The organism is Mesorhizobium sp. M0136, assembly GCF_040322515.1.
Taxonomy (GTDB): domain Bacteria; phylum Pseudomonadota; class Alphaproteobacteria; order Rhizobiales; family Rhizobiaceae; genus Mesorhizobium.
Genome location: NZ_JAMYTP010000011.1, coordinates 1 through 25,074 on the forward strand (window position 1 = coordinate 1; position 25,074 = coordinate 25,074).

27 protein-coding genes and 4 pseudogenes are annotated in these 25,074 nt (G+C 63.3%); 27 read left to right on the top strand and 4 right to left on the bottom strand.

Translation table 11 applies throughout. The annotated features are described in order from the left end of the window. Positions 1–266: 266 nt before the first annotated feature. Together NKJ35_RS15035 and NKJ35_RS15040 are read right to left on the bottom strand one after the other, a co-directional pair. Positions 267–392, bottom strand: coding sequence for a hypothetical protein (locus tag NKJ35_RS15035; protein WP_352648028.1), 126 nt, complete (start codon positions 390–392; stop codon positions 267–269). 390 nt (positions 393–782) lie between these two features. Then, a complete protein-coding gene (locus NKJ35_RS15040; RefSeq protein ID WP_352648030.1) occupies positions 783–1,136 on the bottom strand; it encodes a hypothetical protein in 354 nt (117 codons plus the stop codon). 176 nt (positions 1,137–1,312) lie between these two features. On the opposite strand from NKJ35_RS15040, the gene NKJ35_RS15045 reads away from it, so the two are divergent. Beyond that, positions 1,313–1,540, top strand: a complete 228-nt coding sequence (locus tag NKJ35_RS15045; protein WP_352648032.1) for a hypothetical protein — start codon at positions 1,313–1,315, stop codon at positions 1,538–1,540. A 560-nt stretch (positions 1,541–2,100) separates the two neighbouring features. Here the strand turns inward: NKJ35_RS15045 and NKJ35_RS15050 are convergent. Further along, positions 2,101–2,319, bottom strand: coding sequence for a KTSC domain-containing protein (locus tag NKJ35_RS15050; protein ID WP_352648034.1), 219 nt, complete (start codon positions 2,317–2,319; stop codon positions 2,101–2,103). Positions 2,320–2,695: 376 nt separating this feature from the next. Here NKJ35_RS15050 and NKJ35_RS15055 point away from each other — a divergent pair. Further along, positions 2,696–3,613 (top strand): annotated as a pseudogene (locus NKJ35_RS15055) (DUF2493 domain-containing protein). A gap of 354 nt (positions 3,614–3,967) precedes the next feature. Further along, a complete protein-coding gene (locus NKJ35_RS15060) occupies positions 3,968–4,135 on the top strand; it encodes a hypothetical protein (RefSeq protein ID WP_352648036.1) in 168 nt (55 codons plus the stop codon). A 188-nt stretch (positions 4,136–4,323) separates the two neighbouring features. On the opposite strand, the pseudogene NKJ35_RS15065 reads toward NKJ35_RS15060, so the two are convergent. Continuing rightward, positions 4,324–4,694, bottom strand: a pseudogene (locus NKJ35_RS15065) (Lrp/AsnC family transcriptional regulator); the annotation flags it as partial. Positions 4,695–4,766: 72 nt separating this feature from the next. On the opposite strand from NKJ35_RS15065, the pseudogene NKJ35_RS15070 reads away from it, so the two are divergent. The 24 genes and pseudogenes from NKJ35_RS15070 to NKJ35_RS15185 form a co-directional block, all read left to right on the top strand. After that, positions 4,767–4,975: pseudogene (locus NKJ35_RS15070) on the top strand (arginase family protein); the annotation flags it as partial. Between the two features lie 669 nt (positions 4,976–5,644). Further along, positions 5,645–5,971: a DUF736 domain-containing protein gene (locus NKJ35_RS15075; protein WP_352479110.1), complete on the top strand. Its 327-nt coding sequence runs from the start codon at positions 5,645–5,647 to the stop codon at positions 5,969–5,971. 182 nt (positions 5,972–6,153) lie between these two features. Next, positions 6,154–6,414, top strand: a complete 261-nt coding sequence (locus NKJ35_RS15080; RefSeq protein WP_352648038.1) for a DNA -binding domain-containing protein — start codon at positions 6,154–6,156, stop codon at positions 6,412–6,414. A 122-nt stretch (positions 6,415–6,536) separates the two neighbouring features. After that, positions 6,537–6,875 carry a transcriptional regulator domain-containing protein gene (locus NKJ35_RS15085; protein WP_352648040.1) on the top strand — a complete coding sequence of 113 codons (339 nt, stop codon included), beginning with the start codon at positions 6,537–6,539 and terminating at the stop codon, positions 6,873–6,875. After that, complete coding sequence (locus NKJ35_RS15090) at positions 6,811–7,299, top strand: DUF2285 domain-containing protein (protein WP_352648042.1); 489 nt, start codon at positions 6,811–6,813, stop codon at positions 7,297–7,299. The genes NKJ35_RS15085 and NKJ35_RS15090 overlap by 65 nt, the downstream gene beginning before the upstream one ends. Positions 7,300–7,422: 123 nt before the next feature. Next, on the top strand, positions 7,423–7,698 hold the full coding sequence (locus tag NKJ35_RS15095) for a helix-turn-helix transcriptional regulator (RefSeq protein ID WP_352648044.1): 276 nt from the start codon (positions 7,423–7,425) through the stop codon (positions 7,696–7,698). A gap of 92 nt (positions 7,699–7,790) precedes the next feature. Then, positions 7,791–8,309 carry a DUF2840 domain-containing protein gene (locus NKJ35_RS15100; RefSeq protein WP_352648046.1) on the top strand — a complete coding sequence of 173 codons (519 nt, stop codon included), beginning with the start codon at positions 7,791–7,793 and terminating at the stop codon, positions 8,307–8,309. Further along, a complete protein-coding gene (locus NKJ35_RS15105; RefSeq protein ID WP_352648048.1) occupies positions 8,306–8,830 on the top strand; it encodes a S26 family signal peptidase in 525 nt (174 codons plus the stop codon). The genes NKJ35_RS15100 and NKJ35_RS15105 overlap by 4 nt, the downstream gene beginning before the upstream one ends. A 91-nt stretch (positions 8,831–8,921) precedes the next feature. Then, positions 8,922–9,256, top strand: a pseudogene (locus NKJ35_RS15110) (DUF736 domain-containing protein). Between the two features lie 3 nt (positions 9,257–9,259). After that, positions 9,260–10,030, top strand: coding sequence for a lytic transglycosylase domain-containing protein (locus tag NKJ35_RS15115; RefSeq protein WP_352648327.1), 771 nt, complete (start codon positions 9,260–9,262; stop codon positions 10,028–10,030). Positions 10,031–10,273: 243 nt separating this feature from the next. Continuing rightward, complete coding sequence (locus NKJ35_RS15120; protein WP_352648050.1) at positions 10,274–12,013, top strand: relaxase/mobilization nuclease domain-containing protein; 1,740 nt, start codon at positions 10,274–10,276, stop codon at positions 12,011–12,013. A 15-nt stretch (positions 12,014–12,028) separates the two neighbouring features. Beyond that, positions 12,029–14,014 carry a conjugal transfer protein TraG gene (locus tag NKJ35_RS15125; protein WP_352648052.1) on the top strand — a complete coding sequence of 662 codons (1,986 nt, stop codon included), beginning with the start codon at positions 12,029–12,031 and terminating at the stop codon, positions 14,012–14,014. A gap of 4 nt (positions 14,015–14,018) precedes the next feature. After that, entirely contained in the window at positions 14,019–14,456 is a 438-nt protein-coding gene (locus tag NKJ35_RS15130; protein WP_352648330.1) for a CopG family transcriptional regulator, read from the top strand. Positions 14,457–15,436: 980 nt separating this feature from the next. Beyond that, positions 15,437–16,420 (top strand): P-type conjugative transfer ATPase TrbB, encoded by a 984-nt coding sequence (trbB, locus tag NKJ35_RS15135; protein ID WP_352648054.1) that lies wholly within the window; start codon positions 15,437–15,439, stop codon positions 16,418–16,420. Beyond that, positions 16,417–16,749, top strand: coding sequence for a TrbC/VirB2 family type IV secretion system protein (locus tag NKJ35_RS15140; RefSeq protein ID WP_352648056.1), 333 nt, complete (start codon positions 16,417–16,419; stop codon positions 16,747–16,749). The genes trbB and NKJ35_RS15140 overlap by 4 nt, the downstream gene beginning before the upstream one ends. Continuing rightward, a complete protein-coding gene (locus tag NKJ35_RS15145) occupies positions 16,749–17,030 on the top strand; it encodes a VirB3 family type IV secretion system protein (protein WP_352648058.1) in 282 nt (93 codons plus the stop codon). Before NKJ35_RS15140 ends, NKJ35_RS15145 begins: the two co-directional genes overlap by 1 nt. Before the next feature lie 10 nt (positions 17,031–17,040). Further along, on the top strand, positions 17,041–19,488 hold the full coding sequence (gene trbE / locus NKJ35_RS15150) for a conjugal transfer protein TrbE (RefSeq protein WP_352648060.1): 2,448 nt from the start codon (positions 17,041–17,043) through the stop codon (positions 19,486–19,488). Continuing rightward, entirely contained in the window at positions 19,485–20,243 is a 759-nt protein-coding gene (gene trbJ / locus NKJ35_RS15155) for a P-type conjugative transfer protein TrbJ (protein WP_352648062.1), read from the top strand. The genes trbE and trbJ overlap by 4 nt, the downstream gene beginning before the upstream one ends. An 11-nt stretch (positions 20,244–20,254) precedes the next feature. Then, positions 20,255–20,581 carry a putative entry exclusion protein TrbK-alt gene (gene trbK-alt, locus NKJ35_RS15160; protein WP_352648064.1) on the top strand — a complete coding sequence of 109 codons (327 nt, stop codon included), beginning with the start codon at positions 20,255–20,257 and terminating at the stop codon, positions 20,579–20,581. A gap of 2 nt (positions 20,582–20,583) precedes the next feature. Further along, positions 20,584–21,933, top strand: a complete 1,350-nt coding sequence (trbL, locus tag NKJ35_RS15165) for a P-type conjugative transfer protein TrbL (protein ID WP_352648067.1) — start codon at positions 20,584–20,586, stop codon at positions 21,931–21,933. Between the two features lie 4 nt (positions 21,934–21,937). After that, positions 21,938–22,627, top strand: coding sequence for a conjugal transfer protein TrbF (gene trbF / locus NKJ35_RS15170; RefSeq protein WP_352648069.1), 690 nt, complete (start codon positions 21,938–21,940; stop codon positions 22,625–22,627). Continuing rightward, positions 22,624–23,679: a P-type conjugative transfer protein TrbG gene (gene trbG, locus NKJ35_RS15175; protein ID WP_352648071.1), complete on the top strand. Its 1,056-nt coding sequence runs from the start codon at positions 22,624–22,626 to the stop codon at positions 23,677–23,679. The genes trbF and trbG overlap by 4 nt, the downstream gene beginning before the upstream one ends. Then, positions 23,676–24,830, top strand: a complete 1,155-nt coding sequence (locus NKJ35_RS15180; protein WP_352648073.1) for a TraB/TrbI/VirB10 family type IV secretion system protein — start codon at positions 23,676–23,678, stop codon at positions 24,828–24,830. Before trbG ends, NKJ35_RS15180 begins: the two co-directional genes overlap by 4 nt. A 1-nt stretch (position 24,831) precedes the next feature. Next, positions 24,832–25,056, top strand: coding sequence for a DUF2274 domain-containing protein (locus NKJ35_RS15185; protein ID WP_352648075.1), 225 nt, complete (start codon positions 24,832–24,834; stop codon positions 25,054–25,056). The last annotated feature ends 18 nt before the right edge of the window (positions 25,057–25,074 follow it).

The following is a 25,074-nucleotide window of genomic DNA, read 5'->3' on the forward strand; positions in this document are numbered from 1 at the left end:
CATCGAAAGCTTGACCCCAGCACCGCGGTGCTCAGGTCCTCATGGCATCGGATATGCACGTCTGCGGTCTTCACCGGATGCGTACACTTGCTGTGACGTCGGCCGCGGCATCTAAACCGAAGGGGACACCAAAAAGCACGAAAGCCTAGCAGTCACCTGACCCACGGGAGCTTGCATTCAACCCCACGGTGCTCAAGATCCAAGTAGGCTCTGCAGCTCTCTAGACTCACAACCTCGTGCACCCAAGTTAGATCCTGCTGCAGCAATCAGGACGACCCCAGAACAAATATGGCCAGCAGGGCAACAAAGAGAGCGAGGGCGATCGCGGCGCCCCAGATGAGAACCTTTCCGGTGCCGCGTTGCTCTTCCTCGCGAGAAACGTCTTTCGCCATTCCATGCATCCTTTGCGAAGGTCGGAACTGAGCAACGTGCCGTGCCAGGCTGGGTTCCCGGCAACTAGACAACGCTCTCGGAGCCAACTTGGTGTCAGTCCAACTGCCGGTTGCTGTAGGGCTTCGAATCGCTCTAGCGCTATCGGCAATACAGCGCGGCTCTCCTCTGAGCGCGACCGCAGCTCCCTTTCAGGCAAGATGCGCGAGCAGAGGGATGTCTATCTGACCGAAAGCAAACAGAAGCCAGGCGTGCCCACTGAAAGCATAAGCAAGCGCAAAAGTTCCTGGAGTGATGCTCAGCTGGCGGCAATTTGATCGCCAGCCGAGTTTGGTGGTCGGGGGAGTCAGCCAGCCACGCGCTGGTGATTCCAACCTGAGCCGATGTGCCAATCAGCAACCTTCACCGGTCTTTTTCACCTGGCCCGGCGCGGCGGTCTTGGCTGCCGTGTCCTGCTGACCAGGCGCCGCCTGCTGAGCGCTGCCAGTCTGCTGGCCGGGCGCGCAGTCCCTGGCCGAGTTCGAATTCGTGGTGCCGCTGGTGGTGGTCGTGTCGGTGCCCTGATCGCCGGACAGGTTGGTCCCGCTGCTCGTCGTGCCGGTGCCCTGATCCGTCGTACTGGGCATGGTTGTCGTGGTCGAGGTTCCGCTCGTCGAGGTTCCGCTCGAAGTTCCGCTCGTCGTCTGGGCAAAGGAAAGCCCAGCCGACACCGCCAGCACGGCCGAAGCCAAAAGGATGCGTTTCATCTTCTTTCTCCTGTCTGAATGCGCGGGATGCGCCTGGCAAATCGAACAGGCAGACAGAAGGAGTGTTCCCCGATGGAGTTCAACTTTTGTAACTCTGGTCGTAGGTCAGCCTTAGGATGGCGGGCGTATATTAGAAGCCTCTTGAAGAAGACACCACCCGCACCAGAATCCATGGCATGGCTCGGGGAATAGGCATTGGTGACCGGGTGGCGATTACTGCCAGGGTTCGAGGGCGGATAACAGAGGACCGCGTAAGCGTCTCGATCCCAGGTTATGACTTCCCACATTCCATCATCGACCACACCAAGGTGAACCGAGGCCAGCAAATCGACCTGAAAGGCGAGGTCACGCGCATCGACGAGGACACTGTGACGATCGACCTCGGGCGTCACGGTCGACCGTGAGAGGGCCCGGTTGGTGGAGAAGTATCGGCCGCCAAAACGACGAAAGGCACTTGCAGATGCCCCGGACTAGAACCGACAACATCGCGACAGGCTATGAGGGCAGGCCGCATGACGGGCCGGTAGAGAACGAGTCGAAGCATTTTGTCTACTGCCCAGTCTGCGCCCAAACGTTCGACGCGCGCGATCTTGGACAGGTGTTCCACCACGCTGAGCCGCAGCACGAGCCGCTTCCGGTCGAGCAATAGTCCAGCTGGTTGAGCTCTGGCGCCAGACCGACGTTGAGACCCTTCAGCGCGGCACCGACGTACGTTGGATGAGAAAAGGGTGCTCCGTGCACCGCGCCTTCCCCGCGCGCCGATGCTCCACCTGGACCGCAAAAAAGTCCCGCCGCACTGCCAGAACGGCGGGACCGATCAAACGCTTTGCACCAGGCGGGGGGATGCGGGGGTGGGGCTTGCCAAGTGAGCGCGGACCGTAATCAACCCTAAGCGCAACAGCGGCAACGCGTCCACCAACCGCCGGTTGGAGCGACAGGACGATTGAGCCGCCTGCAGGTCAGGTCATCCCGGGTCGCTATCGCTCGCAACCAGACGGTAGCGGAAATTGTTGCGGATGTGGTCGTTGAAATAGCGGCCCTTGGCGAACGCGGCCCGGAACGCGGCAAAGGTTTCCGGCGTTACCCCCTCAAACTCGTACCGCTTGCCGCTGGCCACGAACCAGACCGAGAGGATTCTTCTGTCGGGATCGTATTCCGTTTTGCGTATCGATGTGGAGGGCATGACGGCGGCTCGAGTCGAAAAGCAATCAACGAGCGGAGAGGCCGTCGCGTTCCTTGTGACTATGATGATGCGGTGAGGCACGAGGCTCAATGCGGAGCGCCAACGGCCGCGATCAGCGCCTCGTCGAGAATCCACTTCGGCCGGCCCTGACCGGCAATGGCTGCGCCCGGCTATTTTCGGCGGCCTTTGCATCCCGCGGCACCCCGCGGGGACCCGGTATCAGGCCTTTCCAGCGCGAAACAAAATAGCCGAGCTCGCCATCCTCCACTCCGTTACGGCCCTGCGCTGGCGCTGCGGGTGCAAGTCCGGACCGCCCGCCGCCTTCGTCGCCATGAAGGCCGCGATAGGCGCGACCGATCCACCTGAGGAAGCCACCATGGGCAGCCAGCACGATACCGACTTTGAACCGCAACTCCCATTCTCTCCAAGCGATCACGTCCTGCAGGAACTCCAGCTCTACGGCTACCGGCCCTTCGAGGACGAACCCGATCCGCGTCCGCTTCCCGAAGGCTGTGTCATTGCAGCCAGCATGGCCGACATTTTCGACGCCCTCGTGGTGGCGCTGTCCAATACGCGCCTCAAACCGGACCTCGAGGAACTGCTCTGGGGGACGGTCAATCTCTTCCATCGCGCCGTTGCCCGGATCGAACGCGACCTCGACGCCAACGAGCTCGCCAAGCAAAGGCTGCAGCGCGAACAGGACGGTTCAGAGGTCAAGTCCACAGAGCTCGAGCGCCTCATCGCGCTGGGCCAGACGCTTATAGAACGACGCAACGCGTTCGAACTGATGCGCGACCAGGCCGCCGAACATTTCGAGCGTCACACGCATTCCACCTGGCGACCGCGTTCGGGCTCCGTCGTCAACCACCGCTATCTCACAGCGGCCATGATCGACAGTCGCGATTTCCTTGCCGCCAAGAGGCACGCCAATACCCATGCGCTTCTGCCTCCCGGGCCGAAGGTCGCCGTCACCGGCGGGCTCGACTTCAATGACCATCGCCTGATCTGGGCCAAGCTTGACCAGGTCCATGGTAAGCATCCGGATATGGTCCTGCTCCACGGCGGATCGCCCAAAGGGGGCCGAGTTGATCGCGGCCAGATGGGCTCACAATCGCAAGGTGCCACAGATCGCCTTCAAGCCTGACTGGACCAGGCATGCCAAGGCCGCTCCGTTCAAATGCTCGACACTTTGCCGATCGGCGTCGTTCATTTCCCTGGCACGGGCATTCAGGACAACCTCGCCGACAAGGCACGCAAGCTCGGCATCCCGGTCCTGAAATTCGGCGCCGCATGAAAGGGACGGCCGAGGCCAACGCCAGCGCCATACTCGTCTACTGGTGTGTTCGTTCCGGACGGCGGTCGGGCCATGGCGCTGCCGGCACGATGGCGACGACTGCGGGCCAGCACGGCTCGAACTTCAGGTCTTACCGGCTTCTGAAATTGAAAGCACGAACCGATCCTCGCGTTCATCCGCGCAATTCCTTGGTCCGGTCCGAGGACCTGATGCCATCAACCCGTAAAGGGTCGGACTACGCAAAGCGTGCCGCCGCTTCGGCTTCGCCTCTCCGGTGATTGTGGCCCTCGGCCGGACACATCGGGCGCCTGTCACGCGGGGATCGATCCCCGCTTCCAAACAGGAGCCGAAAAGATGTCCCTCGCAGAAGCAAACGCCTTGGCGTTCAGCCTCGCCACCAGCCTGATGGTCAGCATCGTCATCTTCCGCGCAGGGGACGGCACACTCTCCGTAGCGCCAATCGACGACTACGACGGAGATATCTCGGAGATCGCCGGCGAAATCGACCCCTATGCTGAATGAACCCGCCTGGGACGCACCGACAAGCGAGGCGACGTCAAACTCAGACGTGCCTCGACGAATTGCTCCGCACCTCCATGTCACTGGCCAAATCTGGCGGGGCTGCTACAGGCCGAGCGACCGGGAAGATGAACAACCCGGCCGCCTATGAAGAACGCCAAAATCAGCGCCTTCCCGCAACAGCTAGGTCTTCGTGCCCGCGTCGTGCGCTGCGTGGCCAGGAGCAGGCGCGTTTCGCTGCCCGTTATGCCGGCTAGCAGCGTATGCGGCGCAGCACGGCATCGAAATCGGTCAGCGAGGCCGTGCCGAGTTCAACCACCAGATCTCATCGATAATTGGTGGTATGGATGGTCGAGACTTCCGGAAGCCGCCCAGTGCCAGGACCACGCGGGCGGCGGCATGGCGCTCAATCTCAATGAGCATGATACCGCGCATGCGCTGATCGACCTGCGTCGGCGCGCAGCACCACCTTGTAGCCGATGATGTCGCCGGACCCTTCCAGCCGCTCCATAAGCGCCCTGACCGTGGCGTGCGAGAGGCCGAGATCGGCGAGATCAGACACGCTGCCGCGAGCGCCCTGAGAACCGCGGGGCTTGCTGAGACGCTGTCAGGTCTTGGCCACGCTGTTGAGGATATGGGCACCGTCCAGGCAATTCCGGTAAGGCGCATCGTCCATGAAAACCTGGCGCTGAAGGCGCTGCTCGAGATATCCGCCTGGACATTCGCCATTGCCGAGGCCGCCTGCGCGGCGAGTGCGGACGCCATGCCGATTTCCTCGGCGGGGATCATTCGATCTCGGCCGGGACCGTGTCGGGGCTCGCCCGCCGCGCCGCCGAACCGGGCGTGCGCGACCTCTTAGCCGATCCCGACGAGCCACGCGACCTGTTCGGCATGCTGCTGAGGGCGGCCCTGCAACCCGCGGCGTGAGGCAAACTCCTGGAAGCAGTGTCCTGTAGGCAAGCTTCAGCCCTTTCGCCCAGTTGGAGTTGCTCCAGCTTAATCGGGGTGCGCTGCCTCATCGCAGCGTTCAGTCGGTCAACAACTTGCCCGCGCCGGCCCGACCCATGTCCGCCACCTCGATCCCATCCGACGACAGGATGGCATCGAGGGCTAGGAGCGCGGCTTGTCACAGGGAAATGCGATCAGCAGTGCTGGCAGCATAGGCCTTTGGCACTGATCGAGCGTCACGTCGTTCTCCTCCAAGAAGTCGGATCCCGGCAGCCATATCTCCTTACCCGCGTGTTGTCACAATCACACCGATAGCGGTCTCTTCGATTGGTGTTTCTGGTCGAAAGACGGCTTCGCCTCGATCGCCTGTGACGCAACGGCACGTCGCGACTTTTTTCCCCTGCCGGCTTCGCCGTCATTCCTCGCGGTACAACAAAGTCTCTCCCGCACCGTCCTCCGCTTCGCTTCGGCCCCTGGGTGCGCCGGCGATCGCCTCCGACCTTTCGATCACCATCGAGACCACAATGGTGTGGCTCGAAACAAACAGGATCAAGGAGAACTGTCATGGCTACCATCGGCACCTTCAAGAAGTCCGGCAACAACGAGTTTACGGGCGACATCGTCACCCTCAGCGTCCAGGCCCGCGGCGTTCGCATCGTTCCCGAAACCCGCGCCAACGGCGACAACGCCCCCAGCCACCGGGTCTTCGTCGGCCGAGCCGAGATCGGCGCCGCCTGGGCCAAGCAGTCCAACGAAGGTCGCAATTATCTCGGCCTCAAGCTCGACGATCCGAGTTTCAACGCCCCGATCTTCGCCAACCTCTTCGATGACGAGGAGGGCGAGGGCCACAGTCTGATCTGGTCCCGTCCGAGCCGCCGCAACGCCGAATAGGGCGCCCGAGAAGCCCGCCCGACCCGATCGGGCGGGCTCCCATTTTGAAGCAGCCTTGGCTGGCTCATCGGGGGCGATGCCGAGACAGCATCGCGTGATGCACTACGAGCCTCCTGTGCCGGCGAAACCAGACCTATAGGATTCGGACTTGAATCTCGGCCGTTTGCCGGGGGAGGGCAGCCATGATTGAGCCATTTGAGGAGACCGCGCCGACTGGCGATGAACTCACCGACTACGATCGCAGCCATGTGAAGCTCTACATGCGTCTGTTCGACGCTGACGCTGACGGCGCCGATTGGCGCGAGGTGGTCAAGGTGCTCTTCGGGATTGATCCGACCAAGGACTCGCAACGTGCCCGGAGCGTCTATGACAGCCATCTCGCTCGAGCACGATGGATGACGCGTACGGGCTACCGATACCTTCTGCGTCAGACTGACGATTAGCGAGCATTGCCGGCCGGTGATGCTGAAAAGGCATCACCCGATGCCTCCCCGTGACGTTTCGCCAACCACCAGAGTCCGGAATCGATTCGAGCACGACTTGGCCTTTCGCGAGGAGATGCACGATGAAGCCGAACACGTCGCGTTGGCGGGACAACAACAGCTACGACTTCTTCGACAGCTTGCCAATCGAAGGGCTCGCTTGGGAATGTCTACGCCGCTCAGATGCCTATCATCGCGCCTACCTGGGCCTTGTTCATTCGAGAACGGAAAGGGAGCCATTTCCCGCTGAGGCCCAGAAACGCTGGGGGTTGCGATTTCCCGGCACGGCCCGACCTTTCGGCCCTGGCGCAAGACGTCTTGTGGTCGCCTCTGGTGGATCCCGCGGTGTTGGCTCTCATGTCATCACCCGACTGCCTGCCGATCGGCCCCGCGACGCTCAGCGGAGTCGAAAGGCATCGTGAGAGCCCGCAGGGATTTCACGCTATTCATGACAACGGGATAGCCACCCAGATTCTGCTCCTTCCCGGCAGCGAGGGCGACCATTCGCTGGCGGCGGTGATCCCGCTGGATTCTCAAACGCTGGGACGCGTCGAGGCTCTCGTCCGTTTCTGGCGGGCCTATCACCGGCGACCTGTGCCGCCAGACACGCGCGTAACCGTTCAGCAGCGTCGTCGCCTGCGCTTGATGATGCAGGCGGCCGATGGCCGCACGAATGGCGCCAGCTATCGCGACATTGCGACCGCCTGTTACGGAATTGAGCGTGTAGGCGCCAATCCGTGGAAGACGTCATCCCTGCGTGACGCCGTCATTGGTCTCGTCAAAGGCAGTGCCGCCATGATCGGCGGAGGCTATCTGCAACTCCTGCGCCACCGCACACGACACTAGCCCGGGGTGGAAATATCACGCCCCCCAATCTTCCCCATCCCCTGCGAAGCCCGCTTTCCGCCACCGTGATCGTAATCCGCCGCTGAACGCCAGCGGTTCCCATTAGCCCACGGAGGCCCATCCATGCGATCAGACCTAGCCGTTTTGCCGCCGCGCTTTCTTCGCACCAAGGAAGCAGCCGAATTCCTCAGCCTGTCATCGCGTACGCTCGAGAAGCATCGCACCTATGGCACCGGTCCCGCCTATCGCAAACTCGGTGGCCGCGTCGTCTATGCCCTTGACGACCTGCAGGCGTGGGCCGAGCGCGGGGCCGTGATCTCGACTTCGGACCCACGCGGCTCAGTCCTTCCCGCTAAGCGCCATTTGCCTGCGATCCTCACCGGACGGCCCGGACGGTGATTTGCGGGACCGCGCAGACAGTGCGGCCGATCGCGCAATGGACAATTGCTTGTCGTCATCAGGCTGATTCCCAAAAAGAGCAGGACCACACAATGACCGATACCACGGCCCTGGATTCGACCGGGTCTGCCGGCGACGCGTTGCAGAACGGCAGCCTCACCCGTGTCGAACTGACATGGATCGCGAAGAAAATCGAGTTCTGGATCCGCTTCGGGTCCGTAGATCGAGAGCAGATCCTCGACCGGCGCCGGCGTGTCCTTTGGTTTCGCCCCGGCGCCATTTTTGCCTTCGTGCGATGGGCATCGAACGACTTCGGCACGATCATCTCCCGTCTCGATATCGTGCATGCCGTTACACCCGGCCAAGCCTGCCAGACGCTGCCTTTCGTGCGACCCGGCGGCGACATCCTGCTGACGATGCAAGGTTGGCCGAGCGTCGAACAGGTGCTGCAGATGATTGATGCCGTCGAGCGTCTCGGGATCGATCCGGAAACGGTCTCGCCCGATCACTGGCGGCACGTCCACCACCGGATGACGGCCGGGCAAGAGCCGCGCGCCTACACGCTTGATCTGCATTGTGCCTACCTCCTTCGGAAAAGGGTGCGGCCATGAGGCGGTCGACAATCATCCTGGCAATGGCGCTGGCCAGCGCCGGCGTGTTCCTCCCAGCTCTCACGGCACCAGCGCCCAGGTTTATCTGGAACGCGTCACCCAGCGTGCCGATCGGCTTCTACCGGATCGACGGGGGCGGCAAGTTTTCGGCTGGCGACCTTGTCGCCGTACGGCCGCCTGAACCGCTGGCAGAGTTCCTTGCCGAGCGGGCCTATCTGCCGAAAGGCGTGCTGCTGCTCAAACGCATCCTTGCGGTTTCCGGCCAGACAGTATGCCGGATCAAGCTCGCTATCTCCGTCGACGGCCGTGACGTTGGCGCCGCGCTTGAGCGAGATCGCGCCGGCCGTGATCTGCCAAGCTGGCAGGGCTGTCACTCTGTTCCGGCTGCGTCTGTGTTCCTGATGAACCGGCAGGTCCGCGACAGCCTCGACGGCCGCTACTTCGGCCTCGTTTCCACCGACCAGATCATCGGCCGCGCGGTCCCGCTGTGGACCGACGAGCAAGGCGACGGCCGGTTTTAATGGCGCGCGCGAGCGCGGTGAGCGCGCCACCGACGGCCCTTTCAGGTCGTCCCCGACATCACCGCCGAACATCCTCGAAAGGACAAAGTACATGCCACAGATCGGACAATTCACGCGCAATCAGACTGGCTACTGCGGGCGCATCCGGACGCTCAGACTCGACCTCGACATCGCAATCGTCGAGGCCGAAGCGAGCGACGTCGAAAACGCGCCCGACTATCGCGTGCACGCCGGCGGCGAAGACGGCCCTGCGATCGGCGCCGGTTGGAAACGATCCGGCGAAAAGGCCGGTGAGTTCGTGTCGCTGCAAATTGACGACCCGACCTTCGCGCAGCCCATTCGCGCCAACCTCTTTCAGGACGGCGAGGACAAACCTCCTGGGCATTGATGTGGTCGCGTCCGCGTGACCGGGCAGAGAAGGATTGAATGATGTCCGCGCGCCGTCGGTCGACGAACCATCTAGACCCTTCCGCATTGCTTCGCGTCGGTTGGCCCCACGCGCTCGTCCTGCTTGCCGGGCTCTGCGTGCTATCCTCCGGTACTACGATTGCAGTGGCGAAGAGTGCCACAGCCGGCACGCCGGCGGCGCGCAACTACGAGGCCCATATCGCGGACGCGGCGAGGCGTTTTAGGCTTCCGCCCGCCTGGATCCGTGCGGTCCTTTGCGCGGAAAGTGCTGGCGACCAACGCGCCACCTCGCCAAAAGGCGCCATGGGCCTGATGCAGATCGTACCGGCAACCTGGGCCGAGCTGCGGGTTCGATATCGGCTCGGCAGCAATCCATACGATGCGCGCGACAACATCGTCGCGGGATCCGCTTACATCCGCGAACTCCTGGATCGCTATGGATTGCCCGGGTGGATTGCTGCCTACAATGCAGGCCCGGGGCGCTATGAGGCATCATTGCAGGGTCGGCCTCTGCCGCGGGAAACGCACGCCTATGTGACAGCCGTCGCGTCCGCCATTGGCAGCGACACTGCTACGACTGCGACCGGCCCGGCGCGCCCTAAGTCATCAGGATGGAGGACAGCACCGCTTTTCGCCCTGCCGCCGGCAGGAAAGCCTGCAGCAGATTCCCGGACGGTCGAAGACTCGGCCAATGACGTGCCGAGGGCGCAGAGTGTGCGTGAATCATCCAATGCCGCACCTCGGTCGGCCGGCCTGTTCGTGACGCAAGCGGGCGAGAGGGCTGAGCCATGAACCGGTACACCATCTTTGGTGCTGACGCGGACTCTAGCGCGCCATGGCGGGCGCCAGGGCTGGAGACGGCGCACACAACCGAGCGATGGCAAGATAAAAGCGCGCACATTGCGCCTCGGTTGGGTAGTTGTTTCTGCTCGATCTTCTGGCGCCTTGTGCACATTGTCCACATTCGGGGCAATGTGTGCGGCAACATCAAATCACTGTATTTGCCCGCTCTTTTCAACGTTGCGGAATATCGCCATGGACAATGAGCGCGAGTTCGGCATCCGCCCTGGCCGGATGCGCTCGACGCGCGCCCAGCAGGCCAGGCCGTTCATCGCCCAGGCGCTAGCCGCGGCGAAAAAGGCCGGCGGCGGCATCTCGCGCTCGGGCAGGATTGTGTCCAGCAACCGCTCCCGTTTTGGTCACGGTCAGCGCGCGAGCATCCAGGCCAATCGCTTCATCACATCGCGGTCGCGCGGCGCGGTGGTCAAAGCTTGCGTTGTCCGCCATTCCGTGCGCGCTGGCGTGCTTGGCGCACACCTCGGCTACCTGCGACGCGAGGGGGTAACCCGGGACGGGGAGAAGGGTCGGCTGTTTGGGCCGAGGACGGAAGATGCAGATGCTGCGGCTTTCGCCGCGCGCACCGCGGAGGATCGGCACCATTTCCGCTTCATCGTTTCGCCCGACGACGCTCTCGACATGACGGACCTCAAGTCCTTTGCCCGCGATCTTGTCGGGCAGATGGAGAAGGATCTTGCCACGCGGCTCGAATGGGTTGGGGTCGATCACTGGAACACCGCGCATCCGCATGTCCACCTGATCGTGCGTGGGGTTCGTGACGATGGCCAGGATCTGGTCATCTCGCGGGATTACATTAGGCAAGGGATGCGCGACCGGGCGCGCGGCCTCATCACCCAGGAACTGGGGCTGCGCACTGATCTCGATATCCGCCGCGCGCTCGAACGTCAGGTCGAGTCCGAGCGGTGGACGCAACTTGACCGCCAACTCGCTCGCGATGCCCGCCACACCGGCTTCATCGATCTTGCCCCACAGGCCGACAGGCAACCGGACGCTTTCCATGCGATGAAGGTCGGCCGCCTGCGCAAGCTTGAAACACTCGGTCTCGCCGATCAGCTTGGCCCCGGCCAATGGCTGATCGACGACAAGGCCGAGACGACATTGCGCGAACTCGGAGAGCGTGGCGACATCATCAAGCGCATGCACCGCGCGCTCAGCGCGCAACACATCGAGCGCGGTCCGGCCAGTTACGTCCTGGCAGCAGAACGCCTCGACACGCCCGTTGTCGGCCGGCTGGTCGACCGTGGGCTCGACGACGAGCTGATCGGCACAGCCTATGCCGTGGTTGACGGCGTCGACGGACGCACCCATCACATCAAACTGTCCGACCTGGATTCTGCTGGCGACAGCGCGCCGGGATCCATCGTCGAGCTGCGCCATTTCGATGATGCGCACGGCCTGCGTCGGGCAGCGCTCGCCGTGCGCTCCGATCTTGCCGTCGATAAACAAATTGTTGCGTCAGGTGCGACCTGGCTCGACCGCCAGGCCATCGCTCGCGAGCCTGTGGCCCTATCCGAGACCGGTTTCGGTGCCGAGGTCCGCGATGCCTTGACCCGGCGCGCCGAACACCTTGTCAGTCAGGGGCTGGCAGAGCGGCAGGGAAGGCGGGTCGTCTTCACGAGCAACCTGCTCGACACGCTCCGCCGCAAGGAACTGGAGACGATCGGCGACAAGCTCGCGATCGACACAGGGAAGCCCTTCAACCCAGTCACAGGCGGTGGCTATGTGGCCGGCACCTATCGCCAACGTTTCACGCTCGCCTCCGGCCGCTTCGCCATGATCGATAATGGTCTCGGTTTCCAGCTGGTTCCCTGGACACCCTCTCTCGAAAAGCATCTCGGCCAACATGTCTCCGGCGTTGCCCGCGATGGTGGAGGGGTCGAGTGGAGCTTTGGCCGCAAGCGGTCTCTCGGCCTGTGATGAAAGGATCAAGCGATGTCGGCCACCAAAATACTCTGGGGTCAGATCCTCACTGTCTTCCTGATTGTCCTGCTAACAGTATGGGCTGCGACGCAATGGACCGCATGGAAGCTTGGGTTCCAGGCGCAGCTTGGCCCGCCCTGGTTCGATGTCGGCGGGCTGCCGGTCTATTATCCACCGGCGCTGTTGTGGTGGTGGTATTTTTATGACGCCTACGCTCCGGATATCTTCCTGGAGGGCGGCTTGATTGCCGTGTCCGGCGGGTTCCTTTCGATCATCGTCGCGATCGGCATGTCGGTGTGGCGGGCGCGCGAAGTCAAGAACGTGCAGACCTATGGCTCGGCGCGCTGGGCCGACCGGCGGGAGGTGGAGGCTGCGGGTCTCCTCGGCAGCGATGGGGTGGTGCTGGGTCGCTATGACCGCCACTATCTGCGCCACGATGGTCCTGAGCATGTGCTGTGCTTCGCCCCAACCCGATCGGGGAAAGGCGTCGGCCTGGTGGTGCCCTCCCTGCTTGCCTGGCCGGGCTCGGCAATCGTTCACGACATCAAGGGAGAAAACTGGCAACTCACCGCCGGCTTCCGCGCTCTGCACGGCCGCGTGCTGCTCTTCGATCCGACCAACTCGCAATCGTCCGCCTACAACCCGCTTCTGGAAGTCCGCCGCGGCGAATGGGAGGTCCGAGACGCCCAGAACATCGCCGACATTCTGGTCGACCCGGAAGGCAGCCTGGAGAAGCGCAATCATTGGGAAAAGACAAGTCACGCGCTGCTGGTCGGAGCGATCCTCCATGTTCTCTATGCAGAGCAGGACAAGACGCTCGCCGGCGTCGCCGCCTTCCTCTCCGATCCAAAGCGCCCGATCGAATCGACGCTTGCGGCCATGATGAAGACCGCGCATCTCGGAGGGGCTGGCCCGCATCCGGTCATCGCCAGTGCGGCGCGCGAACTGCTCAACAAATCCGACAACGAACGCTCAGGCGTCCTTTCCACAGCGATGTCCTTCCTCGGTCTCTATCGCGATCCGGTCGTCGCCGAGGCGACCCGCCATTGCGACTGGCGCATCGCCGACATCGTCGGCGGGAAGCGACCGGCAACGCTGTATCTCGTCGTTCCGCCTTCGGACATCAGTCGCACCAAACCGCTCATTCGCCTTATCCTCAATCAGATCGGCCGTCGTCTCACTGAGGATCTCCACACAAAGTCAAACCGCCACCGGCTGCTGTTGATGCTGGACGAGTTTCCCGCCCTTGGCCGCCTCGACTTCTTCGAGAGCGCGCTTGCCTTCATGGCCGGGTATGGACTGAAGGGCTTTCTCATCGCGCAGTCGCTCAATCAGATCGAGAAGGCTTACGGTCCAAACAATTCCATCCTCGACAACTGTCACGTGCGCGTCAGCTTCGCCACCAACGATGAAAGGACCGCCAAGCGGGTCTCGGACGCGCTCGGCACGGCAACCGAAATGCGTGCAATGAAGAACTATGCCGGCCATCGGCTCTCGCCCTGGCTCGGACATCTCATGGTGTCGCGCCAGGAGACCGCACGCCAGCTCCTCACCCCCGGCGAGATCATGCAGCTTCCGCCAGCCGATGAGATCGTGATGGTGGCGGGGGCGCCGCCAATCAGGGCGAAGAAGGTGCGCTACTACGAAGATGCGCGCTTTCGCGAGCGCATCCTGCCGACGCCAGAGTTGGATAGGGCTGCAGCAACCGATCGTGGCGACTGGAGCCAGCTGCCGCCACCGACCCGGCCTGAGCTCGCCGATGCTTCCGCTGTGAGCGGAAACAGCGATGGCGATCCATCGGAATCAGAGCGACGCCTGCAACCCGAGCTCGAGCGGGCAGGGGCCGTGGAAAAAGCAGTCTCAATCGACAATGAGTTCGAGATCGAGCCCGACGACGACGGGGACGATGATGCCATCCGCAATCGACGCCTGGCCCGGCTCATGCAGGGCATGGCGCGGCAGGTCTCACTCGACCCCAATGATGGAATGGAGCTGTAAGCGTATGACGGCTCGCAAAAGGAAAGTGCAGATCTCCGTCTATCTCGACCAGAGGATCATGGCGATGCTTGGTGACTATGCGGCGCGGCGCGATCAGCCCCAATCCATGATCGCAGAGGCCGCGATCGCCTCGTTCCTCTCGCCGGATGCTGATGAGCGTCGCGAGGCGGCAATTGCCAAACGCCTGGACCAGGTCGATCGGCGTCTGGCACGGCAGGAACGCGATATCGGCATCGCAGTCGAGACCCTGGCCGTGTTCGTCCGCTTCTGGCTCGCGACAACGCCGGCCTTGCCGGAGCCCGCCGCGCAGGCTGCGCGCGCCAAGGCCGCCGAACGGTACGATTCCTTCGTCACGGCCCTGGGCAGGCGCCTGGCGAAGGGACCGAAACTGGTGCACGAGATTTCCGAAGACATGAATCCCGACGTTGCAACGCAGTCTTAGCGTTTGGCATTCGCCCTGCCGCCTCTCGCCAGGGCTGGTGCAGGTATTCAAATGCGAGAGAGGGGTCGTCAGCCGTCGACCGCGCCGGCTTGAGGGACCTCAAATGAGGCCAGAAGGTCAGCTGCGAACTCGTGCAGGAAACGCTCCGAAACGACGTCAGCCGGCGCTCTTCGAGTGATCTAGTCGCCCCAGGCTTCCCTATCCGTTCCACATCGTCGAGCGGAGAAGAGCCTGCACATGCTCAGGCAGGTCAAGCTCACCACGCGCCTCGATCTGTAGAAGATATCCGGCTTTGGACAAGCGATCGCTTTCCCTGACTGCAGCATAGGCACAGATAGCCAGCAGCGCCGTTTCCTCAGTTCGGCTAGCTCTGTCACGATCCTGGCTGTTGCCGCCCGTTTCGCGGACGGCCTTGCCGAAGGCTATGTATGCTTTCTTGTGCGCCTCAATCAGCGCTCCCAGCTGGTTGGACGGCTCTCTGTCCCCACGTGGCGGGTCTGCGGCGAGGGCCTTTGTCCCAACAGTCGAGGCCAAGACGGCGCTGCCCGAACGGGTGAGCAGGACGCGGCGGTTGATCGTGGTCGTGGCGAACCTCCTCTTCCATCCGGGCAGGCTAGATCAGGTCTCCTAAGCACCATGGCACCGTAACACAACGGTTCGCGCATTCATGTCAGGATGGATGACCTCACAGCGGCCTTACAGCCATTATGGTTGAAGCGATCGCGGTTGGTCCGACTTTGTCCAACTGCTTCCAGACCTCGGCCATGCTGCTTTCGCCCATCGCACATCGGCACCTGCGATTCCCTAGGACGATCACCGGGTCGTTGCCGAATGAGGCAAGGGCAGCCCGCCGTTCTCCTGTATTTACACGCCATACTACGACGCGCCGATATACTTGTTGCAGCGGCGCAAAATACCACTCTCTTAATCATCCCCGACCGGGGACCGTCTGAATTGTTCCCGACCGAAACGGGGACAAAATGGCTGCTTCGCACAACGAGACCGAAGGACGAGCGCGCAGCTCGCGTATGCTGCGAACGGCGCTAGGGCCTGCCATCGGCCAATTCCTGGACGATCCCAAAATCGTCGAAGTGATGTTGAATCCGGACGGCCGGATCTGGGTCGATCGGTTCGCGGAAGGCCTGGCCGAGACTGACGAGATGATCTCAGTCGCCGACGGCGAGCGCATTGTGCGACTGGTCGCCCATCATGTCGGCGCGGAAGTGCACGGCCGCTCGCCACGCGTGTCGGCGGAGTTACCAGAAACTGGAGAGCGGTTCGAAGGGATGCTGCCGCCCGTCGTCGCCGTGCCAGCCTTCGCAATCCGGAAACCTGCCGTCGCCGTCTTCACGCTCGCGAACTACGTGGCGGCAGGCATCATGACGACGGAACAGGCAGCGACCTTGCGCGCCGCCGTCGCCAGCCGTGCCAACATCCTCGTCGCCGGCGGGACATCCACGGGCAAGACGACGCTGACCAACGCCTTGCTCGCCGAGGTCGCGAAAGGATCTGATCGCGTCGTCATCATCGAGGACACGCGCGAACTGCAATGCGCGGCACCCAACCTCGTCGCCATGCGGACCAAGGACGGCGTCGCCACGCTCTCGGATCTGGTCCGCTCCTCGCTGCGCCTGCGGCCCGATCGCATCCCGATCGGCGAAGTCCGCGGCCCGGAGGCTCTCGACCTGCTCAAGGCTTGGGGCACAGGCCACCCCGGCGGCATCGGCACCATCCATGCCGGTTCCGCCCTTGGTGCGCTGCGCCGTCTCGAGCAACTCATCCAGGAAGCCGTCATCACCGTACCCCGCGCGCTGATTGCCGAAACCATCGACCTCATCGCGGTGCTCGCCGGACGCGGCTCAGCCCGGCGGCTTGCCGAACTCGCACGCGTCGAGGGTCTCGGCCCCGACGGCGATTATCGCATCATTCAAGCCGAACCTACCGTCACAGGAGACAATTCATGACCGCCGTCATTTCACGCGCCTACCGCAATGCCCTTGCCGCCGCCACAACCCTAGCCATCAGTGTCATCGTCGCTCCGGCCGCCCATGCGTCTGGCTCATCGATGCCGTGGGAACAGCCACTCGAGAAGATCCTGCAATCAATCGAGGGTCCTGTCTCCAAGATCATAGCCGTCATCATCATCATCGTGACGGGCCTCACGCTTGCCTTCGGCGATACTTCGGGCGGTTTTCGGCGGTTGATCCAAATTGTCTTTGGTTTGTCGATCGCCTTCGCGGCGTCCAGCTTCTTCCTGTCGTTCTTCTCGTTTGGCGGCGGAGCATTGATCTGATGGCAACCGCTTTCGAACAGCTCGACGCAATTCCGGGATGGGCCGTGCCCGTGCACAAGGCGCTAACCGAGCACATTCTGCTCGGGGGCGCACCGCGCTCCATTGCGATCCTGAACGGCACCCTCGCCGGCGCGGTCGGCCTCGGCCTGCGCCTCTGGCTGGTCGGTCTCGTCATCTGGGCGCTTGGCCACGCCACTGCGGTATGGGCCGCCAGACGCGATGAACTCTTTTTCGAAGTTGGCCGCCGGCATCTGCGCATGCCCGGTCACCTGTCGGTTTGAGGACGCCGCGATGATGAATCTTGCCGAATTTCGCCGCCGCGCCAGCCGCCTCGCCGACTATTTACCCTGGGCTGCCCTTGTCGCACCGGGCGTCGTGCTCAACAAGGATGGCAGCTTGCAGCGGACTGCGAAGTTTCGCGGGCCTGATCTCGACTCCGCCGTCGCGGCCGAACTGGTCGCGGTCGCCTCGCGCATCAACAACGCCTTCCGTCGCCTTGGCTCGGGCTGGTGCATCTTCGTCGAGGCTCAACGGCACGAGGCGGCAACCTATCCCGAAAGCCAGTTTCCGGATCCGGCGTCAGGTCTGGTCGACGCTGAGCGTAAGGCCGACTTCGAGGAGGGCGGCATCTATTTCGTATCGAGCTACCTCCTCACCCTCCTCTATCTGCCGCCTGCCGAGGAAGCAGCGCGCACGGAAGGGTGGCTTTACGAGGGGCGCGAACAGTCCGGCGTGGATCCGCAGGAAGTCCTGCGCGCCTTTGTCGACCGCAGCGAGCGCGTGCTCCAGCTGCTCGATGGCTTCATGCCGGAATGCCATTGGCTCGATGACAGCCAGACGCTGACATATCTGCATTCGACCGTTTCAACGAAGCGTCATCGCGTGCGCATCCCGGAGTGTCCGGTCTATCTCGATGCACTGCTCGCGGACACGCCCCTGACAGGTGGGCTCGAACCACGCCTCGGTGACCAGCATCTTCGGGTGCTGACCATTGTCGGCTTTCCGACCGTGACGACCCCAGGCCTGCTCGACGATCTCAACCGACTGGCTTTTCCCTATCGGTGGACCACACGCGCCATCCTTCTCGACAAGGTCGACGCCGCGAAGCTGCTGACCAAGATCCGGCGGCAATGGTTCGCCAAGCGCAAGAGCATCGCAGCGATCCTGAAGGAGGTGATGACCAACGAGGCGTCCGTGCTTATGGACACGGACGCCTCCAACAAGGCTGCCGACGCCGACATGGCCTTGCAGGAACTCGGCGCCGATATGTCGGGCATGGCCTATGTGACCGCCACCATCGTGGTCTGGGATGCCGATCCGCGAGCAGCCGACGAGAAACTGCGGCTTGCCGAAAAGGTCATCCAGGGTCGCGACTTCACGGCCGTGGTCGAAACTGTCAACGCCGTCGACGCCTGGTTGGGCTCATTGCCTGGACATGCCTATGCCAACGTCCGCCAGCCGCCCCTGTCGACGCACAATCTCGCCCACATGATTCCCCTCTCTGCCATGTGGGCGGGGCCGGAACGGGACGAGCATTTCGGTGGCCCGCCCTTGCTCTATGGCAAGACCGAAGGCTCGACCCCGTTCCGGTTGTCTCTGCACGTCGGCGACGTCGGCCACACTTTGGTGGCCGGCCCCACCGGCGCCGGCAAGTCCGTGCTGCTCGCGCTGATGGCCTTGCAGTTCCGCCGCTACCCGCAAAGCCAGGTCTTCACCTTCGACTTTGGCGGCTCGATCCGCGCCGCGACACTGGCCATGGGCGGTGACTGGCACGATCTCGGTGGGGGGCTCACCGAAGGCGCGCAGGCCTCCGTCTCCCTGCAGCCGCTCGCCCGCATCCACGATACCTACGAGCGCGCCTGGGCGGCTGACTGGATTGTTGCGATCCTGGCGCGCGAAGCCGTTCCCATTACCCCCGATGCCAAGGAGCATATCTGGACCGCGCTGACATCGCTTGCCTCGGCGCCGATCGCCGAGCGTACCATCACCGGCCTGAGCGTGCTGTTGCAGGCGAGGGCCTTAAAGCAGGCTCTGCGCTCATACTGCATTGGTGGCCAGTATGGCCGACTGCTCGACGCGGAAACCGAACATCTTGGCGCGGCATCCGTCCAGGCGTTCGAAATCGAGGGCCTGATCGGCACGGGAGCCGCGCCAGCCGTGCTGTCCTATCTGTTCCATCGCATCGGTGACCGCCTCGACGGGCGGCCGACGCTGCTCATCATCGACGAAGGTTGGCTGGCGCTCGATGATGAGGGCTTCGCGGGCCAGCTGCGCGAGTGGCTGAAGACGCTCCGCAAGAAGAATGCCAGCGTTGTCTTTGCGACCCAGTCCTTGTCCGATATCGACAATTCGGCAATCGCACCTGCGATCATAGAGAGCTGCCCAACCCGGCTGCTGTTGCCGAACGAGCGCGCGATCGAGCCGCAGATCACGGCCATCTATCGCCGCTTCGGCCTCAACGACCGCCAGATAGAAATCCTGGCACGCGCGACCCCCAAGCGCGACTATTACTGCCAGTCCCGGCGCGGCAACCGCCTCTTCGAACTTGGCCTGTCCGAGATCGGCCTCGCGCTCTGCGCCGCGTCGTCCAAGACGGACCAGGCCCTCATCGCCAGCATCGATGCCGAATACGGTCGCGACGACTTTCTCGCCGCTTGGTTGCGTGCGCGAAACGTTGGCTGGGCCGCCGATCTCATTCCAAACTTCGTCCCCGGAGCCGAAAAGGAACCTCGATCATGAACACCTGTCTTTATCGCTCGCGCGCCCTTCTGCTTGCCGCCGTCATGGTTGCGTCGCCGCTGATGGTCGCGCCGTTGGTGGCGACTCCAGCGCATGCCTTGATCGTGTTTGATCCATCGAACTACACGCAGAATGTGCTGACGGCAGCTAGATCGCTCCAGCAGATCACCAACCAGATCACTTCGTTGCAAAATCAGGCGCAGATGCTGATCAACCAGGGCCGCAACCTCGCAAGCTTGCCGTTCTCATCGCTTCAGCAATTGCAGCAGTCGGTGCAGCGCACTCAGCAGCTCCTCAACCAGGCGCAGAACATCGCCTTCGACGTCCTGAAGGTCGACCAGATGTTCCAGCAGAAATACGGCAGCGTCTCGCTCTCGGCCTCGGATGAGGCGCTCGTTGCCGATGCGCGCTCGCGCTGGCGAAACACGGTTGGCGGTCTTCAGGATGCGATGCGCGTCCAGGCAGGGGTCGTCGGAAACATCGAGACCAATCGCACGCAAATGGCGGCCCTGGTCAGATCAAGCCAATCCGCCACAGGAGCGCTGCAGGCGGCGCAAGCCGGCAACCAACTCCTCGCGCTGCAGGCCCAGCAGCTCGCCGACCTCACGGCCGTTGTCGCCGCAAACGGCCGCGCTCAGGCATTGACCGATGCGGAACGTGCCGCGGCCGCCGAACAGGGTCGCGAACAGCGCCGCCGCTTCCTGACCCCAGGCTCCGGCTACCAGGCCGGCAATGCCCAGATGTTCAACCGCTGAGGCTTGGGACCATGGACGGCAAGATTTTGGCGCGCATCGTCGCCGTCATCTTCGTCACGATCGCCGTAACGGCGACCGCGCTGGAGATGACCCGGAAGCAGGAAAGTCCGGTCGGCACGGCAGCTGCCGTGCCGGCACTGAAGGCGCCGGATCCACTGCGTGAGAGTCTTCGCCACTGCCAGGGGCTCGGGGAGGCTGCCTTGCGTGACAACGATTGCATGCGCTTGTGGGCAGAGCAGCGCGATCGGTTCCTCGGGTTCAAGGCACGATCTGGGAGCTTGACCTCCGAGCCGCTCACGCCGCAGTCGCCAGAGACGACTAAGCCGGAGGCGCGATAGGCATGGGCAGCACCGGCATCATCGACCAATTCCTTGGTACTTTCACCCGCTATATCGACAGCGGTTTCGGCCTGCTTGGCGGCGAGGTCGCCTTCATCGCCACCACCTTGATCGTAATCGACGTGACGCTCGCCGCTCTCTTCTGGAGCTGGGGGGCCGATGACGACATCCTGGCGCGCCTCGTGAAGAAGACGCTGTTCGTTGGCGTCTTCGCCTACCTGATTTCCAACTGGAACAGCCTTGCCCGCATCGTCTTCGAGAGCTTCTCCGGTCTCGGCCTCAAGGCGAGCGGTACGGGTTTTTCAACTCAGGATCTGCTGCGCCCTGGCAAGGTCGCGCAAACCGGGCTCGACGCAGGACGACCGTTGCTTGAATCCATCTCCGGTCTGATGGGCTGGGTCTCCTTCTTCGAAAACTTCATCCAGATCGTCTGTCTGCTCTTTGCCTGGGCCCTGGTCCTGCTCGCCTTCTTCATCCTGGCGGTGCAGCTCTTCGTCACCCTGATCGAATTCAAGCTGTCGACGCTCGCCGGATTTGTGCTGATCCCCTTCGGCCTCTTCGGCAAGACAGCCTTCATGGCCGAGCGCGTGCTCGGCAACGTCATCTCGTCGGGCATCAAGGTGCTGGTGCTGGCTGTGGTGATCGGGATCGGCTCGACGCTGTTCGGCGAGTTCACACAAGGCTTTGGTGGCGAAAACCCCACCATCGATCAGGCCATGGCGATCGTGCTGGCTGCCTTGTCACTCCTCGGTCTCGGCATCTTCGGCCCGGGCATTGCCAACGGCATCGTCTCCGGCGGGCCGCAGCTCGGTGCGGGTGCCGCCGTCGGCACAGGCCTGGCCGCAGGCGGCATGGTGCTTGCCACCGGCGGCGCCGCAAGCCTGGCGGCACGCGGCGGGTCGGCAGCTTTGTCCGCAGGGACCTCCACCGCGCGTGGCGGCGGCTGGCATGCAGGCCTGTCTGGCCAAGGTGGTGCCACGGCTGCCATTTCCGGCGTGGGCGGCCTCGCAAGCGCAGGTGTTTCGCAAAATGACTCGCCGCTCAGGCGTGCCGCCGCACGTGCCAGTGAATCTGTCCAATCGACCTCCGCCGCTGGTCCACGGTCCGCCACGGCGGGGATCGGTGAAACCGCGACAGCGGGAACGGTCGCAGGCAATGCCGAACGCGCAAGCGGCCCTTCCGTCTCCCGCGCCGCCGGGCTGGGCGAGCCGGCACACAATACCCCTGACTGGGCCAAACGCATGCAGCGGTCCCAGCGCCTGTCGCACGGCGTGCAGACCGCGGCCCACGCCGTCCGCGCTGGCGATGCCCACGGCAGCGGCAGTTCCGTTTCTCTTTCCGAAGGCAATTGACCCCATGAACATTTTTCGACGGCCGGCCGTCCATTACGGCAAGACACCTCAACCCGAGACTCCGTACCAGAAGGCCGCGCAGGTCTGGGACGAACGCATCGGCGCGGCTCGCTTGCAGGCCAGAAACTGGCGCTATATGGCCTTCGGATCGCTGATCCTATCGGCCGGCATGGCCGCCGCGCTTGTGTCGCACTTATTGCGAGGGACCGTAGTCCCTTGGGTGGTGCAGGTCGACACGCTCGGACAGGCGCAGGCACTCGCGCCCGCCAATTCGGACTATAAGCCGACCGACCCGCAAGTGGCCTGGCATCTCGCTCGCTTCATCGAACAGGTCCGCTCAATCCCGGCCGATCCAATCGTCGTGCGCCAAAACTGGCTGCGCGCTTATGAGTGGACCACTGACGAGGGCGCCGCGGCGCTCAACGAGTATGCCCGCATCAATGATCCCTTCTCGAGGGTCGGCGAGCAGCAAGTCTCGGTCGACGTCTCGTCGGTCATTCGCGCCTCTGCGGATTCCTTTCGCGTCGCCTGGGCGGAGCGCCACTATGAAAACGGCCAGCTCTCCACCACCGAACGATGGACCGCCATCCTGACAACCGTGATTCAGCCGCCTCGCGACGTCGACCGGCTTCGGGCAAATCCGCTTGGCATCTACGTCAACGCCATCAACTGGTCGCGGGAGATGAACCAATGAATGGGCCTTCGCATGGTGTCGCAACATGTCCGTCTGGGTGGTCCGCCCTTGTTGCGGTGTTGCTTTCTGGTTCCGTGCTCGGCGGCTGCGCCACACCTCAGAAACCGCCGCAGATCCGCTACGATGCCTCCGTGCCGCCTTTGCCAGCTGCTCCGGTTGCCACTCCCGATGAGAAGCCCAAACCGTTACACGTTGCACCGGGCTGGGTCCCGGCACATGGTGGCGCGGGCGGTGGCACCCCGGCGGCACGCGTTGAGAACGCCAACGCGGCCGCGCGTGTCCAGCCACGGCGAGAAGGCTATTACAACGCCATTCAGATATACCCCTGGAGTGACGGAGCACTTTATCAGGTCTATGCCGCCCCCGGACAGATAACGGACATTGCGCTCGAGCCTGGCGAAAGCCTGACTGGTGAAGGTCCGATCGCGGCTGGCGACACGGCGCGCTGGATCATCGGCGACACCGAAAGCGGAGCGGGGGTCACCCGGCGCGTTCATGTACTGGTCAAGCCTTCGCGCGCAGACATCAGCACCAATCTCGTCATCACCACCGACCGGCGTAGCTACATGATCGAGCTGCGATCCGGCGAGAAGCCGTATATGCCTGCCGTGGCCTGGGCCTATCCCGCGCCGCCGGCCGGACAATCGCGGCCGATCCCCGCGACGCCGGTTATTCCCGACGTCACCGCACGCAATTACCGCTACGGCCTCACAGGCGACACGCCGCCTTGGAGGCCGGTCAGCGTCTATGACGACGGCAGGCGCGTCTATGTCGAGTTTCCACGCGGGATCGTGCAAGGCGAGATGCCGCCCATCTTCGTCATAGGCCCGGACGGTGAGGCTGAGATCGCCAACAGCCGCGTCTACCAGAACACGCTGATCATTGACCGTCTCTTCGGCGCGGCCGAATTGCGGCTTGGCAGCGGCAAGCGGCAGCAGACCGTCAGGCTCGTCCGCACCGACGGGACCAGGAGGGTAACTAGGACGTCAAGCGTCAGTCCAACGCCGAGCGACACAAGCGCACTCCGGCAAAGGGGAGGAGAGGAGTCATGAACGAGAACGAACCCGGTGCTGCACCCATGCAGCTTCGCGCTGAGCCGCCGCGCATTACCCGCCTGTCACGCAAGGTGCTCGCTGGCATCAGCCTGGTCGGATCGCTTGGCGTCGGCGGCGCGCTGATCTACGCGCTTCAGACGAGTGAAACAGGCCCGCATGGCGACGAGCTCTACTCGACTTCCAACAGGCAGCCCGCCGACGGACTGGCCAGCCTGCCGCGCGACTACACCGGCCCCGTTCTTGGGCCGCCTTTGCCAGGTGATCTTGGTCGGCCGATGCTCGATGCCCAGAACAAGGGGCAGCCGGTGGTGCTGCCGACCATCGCACCCGCCACGGTCGACGAGGCTGAGCAACGTCGGCGGGCAGAAGACGAGGCTGCCCGAACGTCCCGTGTTTTCTTCCAGACAGAGCGGGCGGCCTCGGCGGTGGCCGAAACGCTTGGAGGAGCAGGTTCCCAAAACATGGCTGGCCCTGACATTGCCGATCAGGCCGGCCAGTCGGCTGCGCAGGATCGTCAGCTGGCCTTCCTCAATGCGGCCGCCGATCGGCGCACCGTAGCGCCGGATCATGTCATGCCTCCCGCGTCGCCCTTTGTGCTTCAGGCCGGGGCCGTCATCCCCGCCGCACTCATAACCGGCATCCGCTCCGATCTGCCCGGTCAGATCACCGCGCAGGTGACGGAGAGCATCTATGACAGTCCGACCGGAAGGACGCTTTTGATTCCACAAGGCACGCGGGTCATTGGCCAGTACGACAATGGGATCGGCTTCGGCCAGCGCCGTGTGCTGCTGGTCTGGAGTAGACTGATCTTTCCAAACGGCCGCTCCATCGTTCTTGAGCGACAGCCTGGTGCTGATGCCCAAGGCTATGCCGGCCTTGAGGACGGCGTCGACTACCATTGGGCTGAATTGTTTAAGGCGGCTGCACTCACAACTATTCTGAGTGTCGGCGCGAAGACAGGGTCCTCTGGCCAGGAGAGCGATATCGTGCGGGCTCTTCGCAGCGGTGCCTCCGACAGCCTCAGCCAGGTCGGCCAACAAATCGTTCAGCGCCAGCTCAATGTCGCACCGACGCTGACAATAAGGCCGGGCTTTACCGTGCGCGTGGTCGTCACCCGCGATCTCGTTCTCGAACCCTATGGAGGTTGAGATGGCCAAGCTGAAACTCGGGCCGATTGCCGATGACAAGCCGGTTAAGGTCACGCTCGAATTGCCGGCGCGACTGCATCGCGACCTGTCCAGATATGCCGAGATACTCGGGCATGAATCGGGTCAGGCATTGGCCGACCCTCTGCGCCTGATCGTGCCAATGCTTGAGCGTTTCATTGCGACGGATCGAGGCTTTGCCAGGGCGAAGCAGGAGCGCAAGACCTGAATCCGGCTAAGACGCAAA